This window comes from Nocardioides sp. NPDC004968 (assembly GCF_040608935.1).
In the GTDB taxonomy this organism is placed as follows: Bacteria; Actinomycetota; Actinomycetes; order Propionibacteriales; family Nocardioidaceae; genus Nocardioides.
In genome coordinates, this window is the sequence record NZ_JBEXJF010000028.1 from 20,051 (window position 1) to 34,957 (window position 14,907).

12 protein-coding genes are annotated in these 14,907 nt (G+C 68.0%); 2 read left to right on the forward strand and 10 right to left on the reverse strand.

What is annotated here, in order from left to right; translation table 11 throughout:
- Positions 1 to 14 precede the first annotated feature (14 nt).
- Positions 15 to 1,199 carry an endonuclease gene (locus tag ABZU72_RS21270; RefSeq protein WP_355020801.1) on the forward strand — a complete coding sequence of 395 codons (1,185 nt, stop codon included), beginning with the start codon at positions 15 to 17 and terminating at the stop codon, positions 1,197 to 1,199.
- A gap of 110 nt (positions 1,200 to 1,309) precedes the next feature.
- Here the strand turns inward: ABZU72_RS21270 and ABZU72_RS21275 are convergent, their stop codons facing one another.
- The 6 genes from ABZU72_RS21275 to whiA form a co-directional block, all read right to left on the reverse strand.
- Positions 1,310 to 1,669: an RNA polymerase-binding protein RbpA gene (locus ABZU72_RS21275; RefSeq protein ID WP_160022595.1), complete on the reverse strand. Its 360-nt coding sequence runs from the start codon at positions 1,667 to 1,669 to the stop codon at positions 1,310 to 1,312.
- 132 nt (positions 1,670 to 1,801) lie between these two features.
- On the reverse strand, positions 1,802 to 2,032 hold the full coding sequence (secG, locus tag ABZU72_RS21280; protein WP_008357155.1) for a preprotein translocase subunit SecG: 231 nt from the start codon (positions 2,030 to 2,032) through the stop codon (positions 1,802 to 1,804).
- A 56-nt stretch (positions 2,033 to 2,088) separates the two neighbouring features.
- Complete coding sequence (tpiA, locus tag ABZU72_RS21285) at positions 2,089 to 2,898, reverse strand: triose-phosphate isomerase (protein ID WP_355020802.1); 810 nt, start codon at positions 2,896 to 2,898, stop codon at positions 2,089 to 2,091.
- A complete protein-coding gene (locus tag ABZU72_RS21290; RefSeq protein ID WP_355020803.1) occupies positions 2,898 to 4,121 on the reverse strand; it encodes a phosphoglycerate kinase in 1,224 nt (407 codons plus the stop codon). Before ABZU72_RS21290 ends, tpiA begins: the two co-directional genes overlap by 1 nt.
- Positions 4,122 to 4,159: 38 nt before the next feature.
- Entirely contained in the window at positions 4,160 to 5,158 is a 999-nt protein-coding gene (gene gap / locus ABZU72_RS21295) for a type I glyceraldehyde-3-phosphate dehydrogenase (protein ID WP_355020804.1), read from the reverse strand.
- Between the two features lie 185 nt (positions 5,159 to 5,343).
- Entirely contained in the window at positions 5,344 to 6,330 is a 987-nt protein-coding gene (gene whiA, locus ABZU72_RS21300; RefSeq protein WP_045547796.1) for a DNA-binding protein WhiA, read from the reverse strand.
- Between the two features lie 260 nt (positions 6,331 to 6,590).
- Between whiA and ABZU72_RS21305 the strand changes: the two genes are divergently transcribed.
- On the forward strand, positions 6,591 to 6,965 hold the full coding sequence (locus ABZU72_RS21305; protein WP_355020805.1) for a hypothetical protein: 375 nt from the start codon (positions 6,591 to 6,593) through the stop codon (positions 6,963 to 6,965).
- Here ABZU72_RS21305 and yvcK read toward each other — a convergent pair.
- The 4 genes from yvcK to ABZU72_RS21325 all read right to left on the reverse strand — a co-directional run bounded on the left by yvcK (position 6,962) and on the right by ABZU72_RS21325 (position 14,780).
- Positions 6,962 to 7,942 (reverse strand): uridine diphosphate-N-acetylglucosamine-binding protein YvcK, encoded by a 981-nt coding sequence (gene yvcK / locus ABZU72_RS21310; protein ID WP_355020806.1) that lies wholly within the window; start codon positions 7,940 to 7,942, stop codon positions 6,962 to 6,964. The genes ABZU72_RS21305 and yvcK overlap by 4 nt on opposite strands.
- Positions 7,943 to 7,944: 2 nt before the next feature.
- A complete protein-coding gene (rapZ, locus tag ABZU72_RS21315; protein ID WP_355020807.1) occupies positions 7,945 to 8,811 on the reverse strand; it encodes an RNase adapter RapZ in 867 nt (288 codons plus the stop codon).
- 3 nt (positions 8,812 to 8,814) lie between these two features.
- Positions 8,815 to 10,791: an excinuclease ABC subunit UvrC gene (uvrC, locus tag ABZU72_RS21320; RefSeq protein WP_355020808.1), complete on the reverse strand. Its 1,977-nt coding sequence runs from the start codon at positions 10,789 to 10,791 to the stop codon at positions 8,815 to 8,817.
- A 62-nt stretch (positions 10,792 to 10,853) separates the two neighbouring features.
- Entirely contained in the window at positions 10,854 to 14,780 is a 3,927-nt protein-coding gene (locus ABZU72_RS21325) for a GH92 family glycosyl hydrolase (protein WP_355020809.1), read from the reverse strand.
- Between the last annotated feature and the right edge of the window lie 127 nt (positions 14,781 to 14,907).

Consider the following 14,907-nt stretch of genomic DNA (forward strand, 5'->3'; position numbering starts at 1 on the left):
GCCACCATCCGAGCATGTCCTTCAGCGCCTCTCGGCGGCTCGGCCTGACCCTGGCCAGCCTCGTTGCCCTCGCCCTGGCGAGCTTCATGGCGGTCGTGATCACGACCGCCCCGGCCCAGGCGGCCACGATCAACGTCACCACGGCGATCGCCACTCAGAACGGCTCGACGGCCACCGTACGCGGCTACGTCGTCGGCCAGCCCACAGCGACCAGCACGGTCGTGACCAGCAACTACCCCAACGACTACGCTCTCGCGATCGCTGACTCGGCCTCGGAGACCAGCACGTCCAAGATGCTCTACGTGCAGATCCCCGACGCGTTCCGCAGCGCTTGGGGCCTCCGGTCCAACCCCGGCCTCAAGGGGCGTCAGATCGACGTGACCGGCACCCTGACGGCGTACTTCTCCCATCCCGGCCACAAGAACGCCACCGCCTTCGCGTTCGCCGGCTCCACGCCGACCCCGACCCCGACTCCGACAGCCACCCCGACCGCGGACCCGACCATTCCGGCGGGTTACTACGACTCGGCCGCCGGCCTGTCCGGATCGTCGCTGAAGTCGGCGCTGCACAACATCATCGACGGCCACACCACGCTGTCCTACAGCGCGGTCTGGGAGGCGCTGAAGGTCCTCGATCAGGACCCGAACAACTCCGCGAACGTGATCGAGTTCTACTCCGGGCTCTCCACACCGAAGACCAACAACGGCGGCGACGCCAACAACTGGAACCGCGAGCACACCTGGCCGCAGAGCCACGGCGACTTCGGCACCGGCAACGGCCCCGGCACCGACGTGCACCACCTGCGGCCCGAGGACGTCACCGTCAACTCCACCCGCGGCAACAAGGACTTCGACCTGGGCGGGTCCGCAGTCTCGGAGTGCGGCGACTGCTGGACCGACGCCGACTCCTTCGAGCCGCGCGACAGCGTCAAGGGCGACCTCGCCCGCGGCATCCTCTACATGGCCGTGCGCTACAACGGCGATGACAGCTTCGCCGACCTCGAGGTCAACAACTCCGTCAACGGCTCGACCAACTACCTCGGCAAGGTCTGCGTACTGCTCGGCTGGCACAACGCCGACCCCGTCACCGCAGCCGAACGCACCCGCAACAACGCCATCTACTCGACCTACCAGCGCAACCGGAACCCCTTCATCGACCACCCGGAGTACGCCGAGTCCATCTTCGGCGCAACCTGCTGACTCCCCGCCGAGTCGGCTCGCCATGACGGGCCGACTCGGCGCGGGTTGTGGTCAGAATGCGCCGAGTCGGCGCCTCTGCTTGGAGCAGATGCGCCGACTCGGCGGGTGTTTCAGAAGATGATCTCGCCGGATTTACGGCGAGAGCGGAGAAGGGCGATTGCCTCCTCCAGGATGTCCTCGGCCTCGGCGTCAGAGCGGCGCTCCTTCACGTAGGCGAGGTGGGTCTTGTAAGGCTCGATCTTCGGCGCCGGGGGCGCGTTCTCCTCGTCCAGACCAGCTGGGAGCCCACACTTCGGGCAGTCCCAGGAATCCGGGGGCGTCGCCTCGACGGCGAAGGTGATGACCGAGCGATGTGCGTTGGTGCAGAAGTAGGTGACGGCCTTCCGTGGCGCAGCTTCGCCGCGCTCCGCCTCACCCATCGGCCCAGCACCGACTCGGGAGCCCCGAATCGCGTTCCCTCCACCTGCCATGGTGCTGCGGTGTCCTCTCTCAACTTAAAGTTCGCAGCCCCGAGAGGCCACTTTGGGGGAATCGGACGGCAAAATCTCCGTCCAGCGTCGATGAGTTTAGACGCTATCGCGCGTGCGCTGAAGGGGAATGTTTCAGTAGGCCATCAGCAGGCCGAGCGCGATCACACAGGCGAACCAGATGACACCGATGCCGATGGTGAGCCGGTCGAGGTTGCGCTCGACGACTGAGGATCCACCCAGCGAGCTCGAGACACCGCCGCCGAACATGTCGGAGAGTCCGCCACCGCGGCCCTTGTGAAGCAGCACGAGCAGGATCATCAGCGCACTCGCGATGACCAGGATGATGGTGAAGAGAAGTTCCACGTCTGAAATCCTATCTGGAGAGCCCGAAACCTACAGCACTGGCCTAGAGGACCGGCTTAGAGGACTGGCAGGTCGTAGTAGCGCGAGATGGCCGCGAAGTCCTCGACCGAGAGGCTCGCCCCGCCGACCAGCGCCCCGTCGACGTCTGCCTCCTGCATCAGCGCAGCCACGTTGTTGGGCTTCACCGAGCCGCCGTAGAGGATGCGTACGCCATCGGCGATCTCCGCGCCGTAGCTCTTCTCGAGCTGGTCCCGGATGCCGGCGCAGACCTCCTGAGCGTCCTGCGCGGTGGCGGTCTCCCCCGTGCCGATTGCCCAGACCGGCTCGTAGGCGATCACGACCTGGCCGACCTCGGCGTCGGTGAGCCCGGCCAGCGAGCCCTCGACCTGGGCGGTGCAGTGGTCGAGGTGGTTGCCGGCTTGGCGGACCTCGAGGCCCTCGCCGACGCAGACGATCGGGATCATGTTGTGCTTGAGCGCGACCTTGGCCTTGAGCGCGACGATCTCGTCAGTCTCGCCATAGTGCTCACGACGCTCGGAGTGACCCACGATCACATAGGAGCAGCCGAGCTTGGCCAGCATCGCGGCCGAGACCTCGCCGGTGTAGGCGCCGGACTCCTGGGTGGAGACGTTCTGGGCGCCGTAGGTGATGCGCATCTTGTCGCCGTCGACCAGCGTCTGCACCGAACGGATGTCGGTGAACGGCGGGAAGACCGCCACCTCCACGGCAGCGAAGTCGTGGCGCTTGTCGGAGAGCGTCCAGGCGAGCTTCTGGACCAGGACCACCGCTTCTTGGTGGTTGAGGTTCATCTTCCAGTTGCCGGCGATGAGCGGGGTGCGCCCCGTGGCCGGCTTCTTGGCGGCCATCAGCCCAGTCCCCCGACCACGGTCGCCTCGTCCAGCACGGCGACGCCCGGAAGGGTCTTGCCCTCCAGGTATTCGAGCGAGGCACCCCCGCCGGTCGAGATGTGACCGAACTGGTCATCGGCGAACCCGAGCTGGCGGATCGCCGCGGCGGAGTCGCCACCGCCGACGACCGAGAGGCCGTCGATCGTGGTGAGAGCCTGGGCGACCGCACGGGTGCCCTCGGCGAAGGCAGCCTGCTCGAAGACGCCCATCGGGCCGTTCCAGAAGACCGTCTTGGCGCCCTCGAGCGCGGCGGCGTACGTCTGGCCCGACTCCGGACCGATGTCGAGCCCGAGCGAGTCGGGCGGGATCGCGTTGGCCGCGACCACGCGGGCCGAGGCCTCGTCGCCGAAGGAGTCGGCGACCACGATGTCGGTCGGTAGCAGGATCTCGACGCCGATCTCCTCGGCACGCTCGAGGTAGCCGAGCACGGTGAGGATCTGGTCCTCCTCGAGCAGCGACTGGCCGACCTCGTAGCCCTGGGCCTTGAGGAAGGTGAAGACCATGCCGCCCCCGATGAGCAGCTTGTCCGCCTTGCCGAGCAGGTTGTCGATCACGCCGAGCTTGTCGGAGACCTTCGAGCCGCCGAGGACGACCACGTAGGGCCGCTCGGGGGTCTCGGTGAGCCGCTTGAGCACCTCGATCTCGGTGGCCACCAGGCCGCCCTGCGCGCTCGGGAGCAGCTTGGCGACGTCGTAGACGGAGGCCTGCTTGCGGTGGACCACGCCGAAGCCGTCGGAGACGAAGGCGTCGGCCAGGGCGGCGAGCTCGGCGGCGAAGGTGGCCCGCTCGATGTCGTCCTTGCTCGTCTCACCGGCGTTGAAGCGTACGTTCTCCAGCAGCGCGACCTGGCCGTCGGCGAGTCCGCCGACGACCGAGCTGGCGGAGTCGCCGACGGTGTCGGTCGCGAAGGCGACCTCGGCACCGAGCAGCTCACCGAGGCGGGTCGCCACGGGGGCCAGCGAGTAGGCCGGGTCCGGCTCTCCCTTCGGCCGACCGAGGTGGGCGACCACTACGACCTTGGCGCCAGCGTCGGCCAGCGCCTTGATCGTGGGCACCGAGGCACGGATGCGACCGTCGTCGGTGATCGTGGTGCCTTCCAACGGGACGTTGAGGTCGGAGCGCACGAGTACTCGCTTGCCCGCGACACCCTGCTCGATGAGCTGCGTGAGATTCAGAGACATAACGGGCTAGACCCTAACCTGTGAGGCAGGTCGCTGGGTCACAGGCTCGCGCCAACGTACGCCACCAGGTCACCGAGCCGGTTGGAGTAGCCCCACTCGTTGTCGTACCACGCCGCGACCTTGACCTGGTTGCCGATCACCTTGGTCAGCGGGGCGTCGAAGATCGAGGACGCCGGGTTGGTGACGATGTCGGAGGAGACGATCGGGTCGGTCGAGTAGACGAGGTACTTCCCGTCGGCGGCCTTCTCCATGATCGAGTTGATCTCCTGGACCGAGGTCTCGCGCGAGGCTTCGAAGGAGAGGTCGACGATCGAGCCGGTCGGCACCGGCACCCGCAGGGCGTAGCCGTCGAGCTTGCCCTTCAGCTCGGGCAGCACCAGACCGATCGCCTTGGCGGCGCCGGTCGAGGTGGGCACGACGTTGAGCGCGGCCGCACGGGCGCGGCGCATGTCCTTGTGGATGTTGTCCTGAAGGTTCTGGTCGGCGGTGTAGGCGTGGATGGTCGTCATCAGGCCCTGGTTGATGCCGACGCCGTCGTTCAGCGCCTTCGCCAGCGGCGCCAGGCAGTTGGTCGTGCACGAGGCGTTGGAGATCACCGTGTGGGCCTCGGGGTCGTAGATCGACTCGTTGACGCCCATCACGATGGTGGCGTCCTCGTTCTTCGCCGGCGCGGAGATGATCACCTTCTTCGCCCCGCCGGAGTCGATGTGGGCGCGTGCCTTGGTCGCGTCGGTGAAGAAGCCGGTCGACTCGATCACGACGTCGACATCGAGGTCCTTCCAGGGGATGTTTGCCGGGTCGCGCTCTGCGTACGCCTTGATCTCCTTGCCGTCGACGACGATCGCGTCCTCGGTGGCGGACACGTCGGCGCCGAGCGGGCCGAGGATCGAGTCGAACTTCAGCAGCGTCGCGAGGGTCGCGTTGTCGCTGAGGTCGTTCACCCCGACGATCTCGATGTCGAGGTCGGAGGCGCGCACCGCGCGGAAGAAGTTGCGGCCGATCCGGCCGAATCCGTTGATGCCTACTCGAACTGTCACGTGGACTCCTGGTTCGCGTCGAAAAGATTGTGCGCGGGATCACCCGCTGACGCCGACACTACCCAGCGCCTCTGAACAGCGGGAGACTGGGTTGGATCGTTCCAAAAGACGGACGAGTAGCAAACGGCCCGAGCCCCTCGATCAGTCGAGGGGCTCGGGCCGGTTTCAGGTCGTGGATGTTGCTCTCAGGCGTCCTCGGCGAGCATCTCCGCGGTCAGCGACGCCTCGGTGTCGGGGATGCCGAGCTCCTCGGCCCGCTTGTCGGCCATCGCCAGCAGGCGGCGGATGCGGCCGGCGATCGCGTCCTTGGTCAGCACAGGGTCGTGGAGCTGACCGAGCTCCTCGAGCGAGGCCTGCTTGTGCTCCAGGCGGAGCTTGCCGGCCTGACGCAGATGGTCGGGGATGTCCTCGCCGAGGATCTCCAGGGCGCGCTCGACGCGAGCACCGGCGGCGACGGCCGCACGGGCCGAACGGCGCAGGTTGGCGTCGTCGAAGTTGGCCAGCCGGTTGGCGGTGGCGCGGACCTCGCGGCGCATCCGGCGCTCCTCCCAGGCCATCAGCGACTCGTGGGCCCCCAGGCGGGTCAGCAGCTGGCCGATCGCGTCACCGTCGCGGATGACGACACGGTCGACTCCGCGTACCTCCCTCGGCTTCGCCGAGATGCCGATACGACGGGCGACGCCGACGAGGGCGAGAGCCGACTCCGAGCCCGGGCAGGTCACCTCCATCGAGGAGGAGCGGCCCGGCTCGGTGAGCGAGCCGTGGGCCAGGAAGGCACCGCGCCAGGCAGCCACCGCGTCGCAGGCTCCGCCCGAGACGACGGCAGGCGGAAGACCCCGCACCGGCCGGCCACGCTGGTCGAGAAGGCCGGTCTGACGCGCCAGCGCCTCACCGTCCTTGACCACGCGCACGATGTAGCGGCTGCCCTTACGAAGCCCGCTCGCCTGGATGAGAGCCACCTCTGCCTCGTGACCGAAGACGTCGGCGATGTCTCGCTTCAATCTCCTGGCGGCCAGACCGGTGTCGAGCTCAGCCTCGACCACGATCCTGCCTGCCACGATGTGGATCCCCCCAGCGAACCTCAACGTCGAGGCAACCTCTGCCTTCCGGCAGCATGTCTTGGTGATCTGAGTGGAGGCCAGCTCGGCCTTCACCTGTCCCGTCATCGCCATGTCGGTGAGTCTTTCATTGATGTCAACGACCCTCGAATCGGTTCCACGTCAGAGCACTCCGTGTGGGGCCAGAGCGAGGCTTACGCAGGGTGGGACGGCGCCCGGGCCGCCCTATGACGCACTCTCGAGAATAGGAGGGCGGGTATGGGCTACTGTCCGCGGCTGTGCCGAATCCGCCCGAGCAGCAACGGTCGTCCCCGTCCATCACCGGGCCAGCCTTCGTTCTCTTCTTCTGCTGTAGCCCCAGTCCCTTCGGGACGTTGACATCAGCGGAGTACAGGAACGAGTCGTGGCCGTTCCTGCTTCTCGTTTTCGGGATCGAGCTGGGCCTCCTCGGTGCCATCGTCTGGCTGTTCTTCCGTCTGGTCCGGGACTCCGGCCCCGACCCGACCTGGTGGAACGCCATCGCACTCCTCATCCTCGGCCTTCTGCAAGGCACGAACGGCATGATGAGGTTCGTCCGCGGCGCCCCGCTGTTCGAACAACGTCTCGGGACCCCAGATTGGGGTTATCGGGTCGATGGCGCCGTCTTCGTCGTCCTCGGACTCGTCGCCGCAGGCCTCTTCATCCGTGAGGTCGTACGCCTTCGGCATCGTCAGACGAGGCCCGCCGACGCACCCGAAACCGCCGCCTAACCCGCCCCGATCACCCTCGCGTACGCAGCAGCGAGCCGCTCCGGGTCGTGGCGAGGGGTCCCGTCGCCGACGGCGACATCGGCGACCTCGACCTGCGCACCGCACTTCTCCGCCACCCGCGACAGCTCGTCGAGGCCGTCGAGGGAGGAGTCGACGAGGACGGTGTGGATACGGAGGTCGGGGGCGTGCTCGAGGAGGACGGAGAGGTGCTCGGCGGGGCCGAAGCCGGTCGTCTCCCCCGGCTGCTCGCCGAGGTTGAGCACGACGACGATCTTCGCGGAGGTCGCGACCAGGGCCTCGCGCAGGGCGCGGACCATCAGGTGCGGCAGGACGGAGGTGAACCAGGACCCGGGCCCCAGGAACACCCACTCCGCCTCATGGATCGCCGTGACCGCGTCAGGCGCGGCAGGCGGGTTGTCGGGGATCAACCGGATCGACTCGATGATCCCGTCGGTGCTCGCGACCTCGACCTGACCCCGTACCGAGGTGAGCGCCGAAGGAGACCCGGGAACCAGACCGCGTACGTCGGCGACGATGTCCATCGGCACCAGCGCCATCGGTAGGACCCTGCCCTTGGCGCCCAGCAGACGGCCGACCCAGTCGAGGGCCTCGACGTGGTCGCCGAGCTGCTCCCACAGGCCCACGATCAGCAGGTTGCCGAGGTTGTGGCCGCGCATCTCGCCCTCGCCGGCGAAGCGGTGCTGCAGCACCTGCGCCCAGGTGTCGTCCCAGCGGTCCGCGCCGCACAGCGCGGCGAGCGCCATCCGCAGGTCGCCGGGCGGGAGCACGCCGAACTCCCGTCGGAGCCGACCGCTGGAGCCGCCGTTGTCGGCGACCGTCACGATCGCGGTGAGCTGGTCGACGGTCAGGTCGTCGACCAGCAACCGCAGCGCGCTCAGCGACGCATGCAGTCCGTGCCCTCCCCCCAGGGCGACGACGGCCTGGGCATCTGCCCCGGGCCGGTCGGCCCCGGCCACTCTCACTCCCGCCCGAGGTCTCGGTGGATCGCCTTCGCATCCAGGCCGGCATCTCGCAGCCGCCTGGAGATCTCCTCCGCCATCGCCACGCTGCGGTGCTTGCCGCCCGTGCACCCGATCGCCACGCGCATGAACCTCTTTCCTTCGTGGAGGTAGCCCTTGGTCACTCCGATGAGCACCGGAACATACCCGCTCAGGAACTCCTCCGCACCAGGGCGCGAGTAGACGTAGGCGGCGACGTCGGGGTTGTCACGTCCGTTGCCGTCCTTCAGCTCGGGCACCCAGTGCGGGTTGGGCAGGAAACGCATGTCGGCCATGAAGTCGGCGTCGACCGGGATCCCGTACTTGAACCCGAAGCTCACCACCGACACCTTCAGGGTGGTGCGCTCCGGGGTGCCGAACGCCTCCGCGATCCTCGCGGTGAGCTGGTGCACGTTGAGCTGGGTCGTGTCGATGACCAGGTCGGCGGCGCCACGCAGGGTGGCCAGCACCACCCGCTCCCGCTCGAGCGCGTCCAGCAGTCGCTCGTTGCCCCGCTGCATCGGGTGGGGCCGCCGCGCGGCCTCCTGACGGCGGACCAGCGTATCGTCGGCGGCGTCGAGGAAGACCAGGGTCGTACGCCGCCCGGTGGCTCCCTTCGCCACGATCTCCTCGAGTTCGGCGAAGAAGGACCCGGAACGTACGTCGGTCACGACCGCCACCGGCTGCTCCGGGCCACGGGCCGCGTCGACCCGCTCGACCACCTGCGGAAGCAGGCTCGGCGGCAGGTTGTCGACGACGTAGTAGCCGAGATCCTCCAGCTCCTTGGCGGCGGTGCTCCGCCCGGCACCGGTCATGCCGGTGATGACGACGACCTCCCCCTTGTGCATGACCTACTCCTCGATGATCTCGCCGGTGGTGACGTTGATGGCGCTAACCTTGCCATTCTTCGCGGTCTGCTCCACAGCGGTCTTGATCGCTGTCGCGGTGCCGGGGCCGATGCCGGGCACCTGAGCGATCTCCTCGACGGTCGCCGCCTTGAGCTTCTTGAGCGAGCCGAAGTGCTTCATCAGCGTCTTGCGGCGCACCTCGCCGAGGCCGGGTACGTCGTCGAGCAGGCTCTCCACCATGGACTTCGACCGGCGGCCGCGGTGGTGGGTGATCGCGAACCGGTGGGCCTCGTCGCGGACGCGCTGGAGCAGGTAGAGCCCCTCGGAGCTGCGCGGCAGGATCACCGGGTCCTCCTCGTCCGGGACCCAGACCTCCTCCAGCCGCTTGGCCAAGCCGACAACCGGGATGTCATTGATGCCGAGCTCGGTCAGGGCGCGCTGCGCGGCCGCCACCTGGGGCGCGCCGCCGTCGACGACGACCAGGCCCGGGGCGTAGGCGAACTTGCGGGGCCTGCCGGTCTCCGGGTCGACCAGCATCGGCCCGCTGGCCCCCTCGACTTCAGTCGAGACGATCGACGTCGACTGCTCGTCGAGAAGCCGCTTGAACCGCCGGGTGATCACCTCGTGCATCGCCTTGACGTCGTCGGAGCCGTCCTGGCCCTTGATGATGAACCGGCGGTACTCGGACTTGCGGGCGAGGCCGTCCTCGAAGACCACCATGCTCGCCACGATCTCGGTGCCCTGCAGGTGGGAGATGTCGTAGCACTCGATCCGGAGCGGCACCTCGTCGAGCTCGAGCGCCTCCTGGATCTCCTCGAGCGCCCGGTTGCGGATGGTCAGATCGCTGGCGCGCTTGGTCTTGTGGAGCGCGAGCGCCTGCTTGGCGTTGTTGGCGACGGTCTCCTGGAGCGTCTTCTTGTCGCCGCGCAGCGGGATCCGGATCCTGACCTTCGCCTTCCGTACGTCCGAGAGCAGCTCCTCGAAGGTCTCGTGATCGGGCGGCAGCGCCGGGACGAGGATCTCGCGCGGGATCGCCTCAGCGTCCTCGCCGGCGTAGAGCTGGAGCAGGAAGTGCTCGACCAGGCCGGCGGTGTCGGCGTCGTCCATCCGGTCCGCGACCCAGCCGCGCTGGCCCTTGATGCGGCCGCCGCGTACGTAGAAGATCTGCACGCCGACCTCGAGCGGGTCCTCGGCGAGGGCGATCACGTCGGCGTCGGCACCGTCGCCGAGCACCACCGCCTGCTTCTCGAGGGCACGGTGCATCGCGGCGAGGTCGTCGCGCAGCCGCGCGGCCTTCTCGAAGTCGAGGGCCTCGGACGCGGCGTACATCTCCTTCTCGATCCGCTTGGTGAAGTTCGTGGTGTGACCGGCCATGAAGTCGCAGAAGTCGTCGACGATCTCCCGGTGCTCCTCGGCGGAGATGTTGCCGACGCACGGGGCGGTGCACTTGTCGATGTAGCCGAGCAGGCACGGGCGGCCGATCTGCTGCGAGCGCTTGAAGACGCCGTTGCTGCACGAGCGCATCGGGAAGACCCGCAGCAGGATGTCGACGGTCTCGCGGATCGCCCAGGCGTGGCCGTAGGGGCCGAAGTATCTGGTGCCCTTGCGCTTGGCCCCGCGACCGACCATGACCCGCGGGAACTCCTCGCCGACGGTGACCGCGAGCCAGGGGTAGGACTTGTCGTCGCGGTACTTGACGTTGAACCGCGGGTCGAACTCCTTGATCCAGGTGTATTCGAGCTGGAGCGCCTCGATGTCGTTGTTGACCGTCGTCCACTCGACGCTGGCCGCGGTGGTCACCATCGTGGCCGTGCGCGGGTGGAGGCTGGGGATCGGCTGGAAGTAGTTCGCGAGCCGTTGACGCAGGTTGATCGCCTTGCCGACGTAGATCACCCGCCCCTTGGGGTCGCGGAACCGGTAGACCCCGGGCTGGGTGGGGATGTCTCCAGCTTTGGGGCGATAGCTCTGCGGATCGGGCACGTCCGCCAGCCTATCGGCGAGGACCGACAGGCTGGCGGTACGCAGGGGGGTGCCCGGATCGGCTAGCCGAGGAGCTCCACCTCCGAGAGCGTGATCTGCTCCGCGGCCGGATCGGTGAACTCGATCCGGATCCGGTTGAACCTCGACTCCGACTCGAGCTTGAACGGCCTGGTGGCCTGCTGCCAGGCGAACTCCTCACCCGAGCGCCGGTCGAGGACCTTCCAGTCGGTGCCGTCGTTGGACCCCTTGACGACCCAGCCGTTCGGCGAGTCACCGTCGGCGCCGTTGGTGAGGGTGTAGAAGGAGACCGGCACCTTGGTTCCGGAGAACCGGTACTCCACCCAGCCGTCACCGGCCACGGTCGTCTGCGTCCCGGAGTCGTTGTCGACGAGCGTCTCGCCGTCGTTGCCGCTGGCGGAGACCGTGCCCTTGCCCGGGCCAGACCTGTCGGCGATCGGCGTGGCCGGCTCCGAGCCGGTGGTCAGCGACGGCGGGACGGCGCTGGGCGAGGTGCCCCAGCGCGACGGCTTCGAGCCCATGTCGAACTCGATGGTGCCGCCGTCGGCGAGCTCCTTGTGGGAGACGTACGTCTTGTCCCACCGCTTGCCGTCGATCTTGACGCCCTGGACGTAGATGTTCTTGTTGCTGTTCTTCGGTGCCTTGATCACCAGGTCCTTGCCGCCCTCGAGGTGGAGGGTGGCCTTGGTGAACTGCGGCGAGCCGAGCACGAGGTTCTCGCTGCCCATCTGCAGCGGGTAGAGGCCCAGGGAGGCGAAGAGGTACCACGCCGAGGTCTCGCCGTTGTCCTCGTCACCGGCGTAGCCCTGCCCAATCTCGGAGCCGGTGTACATCCGGCGCAGGGTCTCGCGGACGACCTCCTGCGTCTTCCAGGGCTGGCCGGTGTAGCTGTACATCCACGGGATGTGGTGGCTGACCTGGTTGGAGAAACCCCACTGCCCCATGCGTACGTCACGGGCCTCACGGATCTCGTGGATGATGCCGCCGTAGGAGCCCGGGTACTCCCCCGTCTCCGGGGTCGCGAAGAACGTGTCCAGCTTCTTCGCGAGCCCGCCGCGACCGCCGTAGAGGTTGGCCAGGCCTTGGCCGTCCTGCGGGGTGTGGAACGCGAAGTTCCACCCGTTGGTCTCGGTGTAGTCGTGGTCGCTGCCCCACACGAGCGGGTTGTAGTCGGCCGGTGACTTCTTGAAGGTGCCGTCGGCGTTGCGGCCCTGGAAGAAGCCCACCTTGGTGTCGAAGGTGTTGACGTAGTTGCGGGCCCGGCCGAGGAAGTACTCCGACTCCTCCTTCAGCCGTTTCCTCTCGGCGCGGGAGATCCCGTCGCGCTTGGCGAGCTTCGCGGCCATGTTCCCGATGCCGTAGTCGTTGATGTAGCCCTCGAGCCCCCAGGAGACGCCCTCGCTCACAGCCGCGGGCGTGTAGCCGAGGAACACCGAGGTCTGCATGCCCTTGCGGCCGACGTTGGAGTTGGTCGCGGAGCCCGGAGGCCGGACGGTGGCGTTCTTCACCGCGGCCGCATAGGCGGCCTCGGCGTCGATCCCCTTCACGCCCTTGACGTACGCGTCGGCGAAGGAGACGTCCGAGCTGGTGCCGGTCATCAGGTTGGCGTAGCCCGGCGAGGACCAGCGTGAGATCCAGCCGTTGTCCTTGTACTGCTGAACGAAGCCGTTGACCATCTCGGCCGCCTGGCTCGGCTCCAGGAGCGAGTAGGCCGCCCAGGTGGTGCGGTAGGTGTCCCAGAAGCCGTTGTTCACATAGACCTTGCCGTCCACGATGTCGGCCCCGGTGTGGGTGGGCGTGGTGCCCGGCGGGATGGTGTCACCGGAGGTGGACTGCACGGCGTGCTTCCAGACCGGCTCGTCCTCGGTGCCGGTGTTCTCGTGGCCGGAGTTCGGGTAGAGGAAGAGCCGGGCGAGGTTGGAGTAGACGGTCGTCTTCTGGTCCTTGGTCGCACCCTGGATGTCGAGCACGTCGAGCTTGTCCTGCCACAGTGCCTTCGCCTTCTCCTTGACCGTGTCGAAGGAGTCGTCGCCGACCTCGAGCTCGAGGTTGCGCTTGGCCTGGTCGATGCCGATCAGGCTGGTGGCGATGCGCATCGTCACGGTCCTGTCCGCGCCGGCGTCGAACTCCAGATGGCCCTGTACGTTCGGGCGCTCGCCGGTGGCGTACTTTCCACCGCCGGTGACGGGCTGGTCGAAGGTCGCATAGACGTACATCCGGGTGGCGCCGTTGGACAGGCCGCTGCGGGTGTCGGTGAAGCCGGTCAGCGTCCCGGCCGCCGGGTCGAGGGTCAGCCCGCCGTCGTTGTTGACGTTGTCGAACACCAGCCGTGCGGAGTCGCCGGGATAGGTGAACCGGAACACGGCCGCATGGTCGGTCGGTGCGATCTCGGCGCTCTGCCCGTTGTCGAAGCCGACCTTGTAGTAGTGGGGCCGCGCGGTCTCGTTCTCGTGCTCGAAGGTGAGCTCACGCGCGTTGCGGCCCGGGTCGGGGATGCCCTCGGCGGCCGACGGCATCACCTGGAAGGTCTGCCGGTCGCCCATCCACGGGCTGGTCTCGTGGCTCAGCGTCAGCGCCTGCAGGCTGGTCCGGTTCTGCGCGTCGTTGTCCTGGTGGTAGCGGTAGAACCACGACAGCGAGCCGGCGTTGGTCATCGGCGCCCAGAAGTTGAAGCCGTGCGGGACCGCGGTCGCGGGGATGTTGTTGCCCCGCGAGAAGCTGCCGCTGGACTGGGTGCCACGGGTGGTGACGGCGTAGTCGACGCGGCTGGTGATCTGGGGTTCGTCCGGGGAGGCTGTGATCTCGATGTCGTCGTACCAGCCACGGAACTTCGTCGGGCCGCTCGGGGCGTCGACGGCGACCAGGATCCGGTCGATCGTCCTGCCCGCGGCGACCTCGCCGATGACGGAGGTCTTCTTGTTCCACTGGTTGGTGTAGAGCGACTTCGACTCACCCTGGCCCTCCGGCGACAGTACGTAGCCCTGCGCGTCGAGCGCGCCAAGCTCCGAGAGCAGGGTGCCGTCGGTGAAGGCCAGGTCGACGGCCGTGTAGGTGCTCGGGTAGCTCAGGTCGCCCTCGATGAACTCCGGGAAGACCAGGTAGGACAGCTCGGTCTCGGCGCCGACCGGGATGTCGACGTCGAAGACGCGGTTGTAGGAGTGGCCCTTGTCTGCGGTGATCTTGCCGGCGTACTCGAAGGCGTGCACTCCGGTGAAGCCGACCTTCGACTTCGCGGCGTACGCGGTGGCGGGGCCGTCGTCGGGGTGGCTCGTCATGTTCTTCAGCGGCGGCGGGGGCTCGGAGCCGTCGGAGAGCTGCCACTCGGCGAGCTGGATGATGCCGCCGCTCTGGTTGGCGGAGATGTCGATGCGGTAGTGGGAGTACGCCTGCGGTGAGGCGATCTCGAACTCTCGGGTCTGGAAGCGCTCGTCCCAGGACTGGCCGGTGCGGGTGTCGACGGTCGTCCAGGTCTGGCCGTCGGTGGAGCCCTGGATCACCCAGTTCCTCGGGTCACGCTCGGCGGCGTCGTTGGCCGAGGTGAGGGCGTACCTGACAACGTTGACGGGCTGGTCGAGCTCGATCTGCACCCAGCCGGTGGTCGCGAATGTGAGCCACTTGGTGTTGATGTCCCCGTCCACGAGCTCCGCGGCCCCCTCGCCCGAGCCGGTGTTCTCTCCGCTGGCGGTGGCGCCGGTGATGTGCTCGGAGATGTCGCCGGGGATGCCGAAGGGGTCAGGTCCGGTGACGCCCGCGCTGCGGGGGTTGCCGTCGTCATCGGTGTCGACGAGGTCGGCCCAGCTGGGTTGCGGGTCGCCCTCCTCGAAGGAGGTCGCCCAGTCACCGCCCTCAGCGGCCTGCTGAGGGTCGGCGGTGTCGCTCTTCGGGGCCGAGGGCTCAGGTGCCTCCGGCGTCGCGAGCGCAGGTGCGGTGCCGCTCATCGCGACCATCAGCGCCGCCGTCGCGGCGATCATCGCGGCCAGGCGGGCCCGGCCTCTCGTTCTGCGTGGTACGTCCCAACGATGCATCGGTGTGATCTCCTTCACATGGGGGCCACCCCAGATGGAACCGTGAGATGACAACGTTGTCAACGACGTTTGC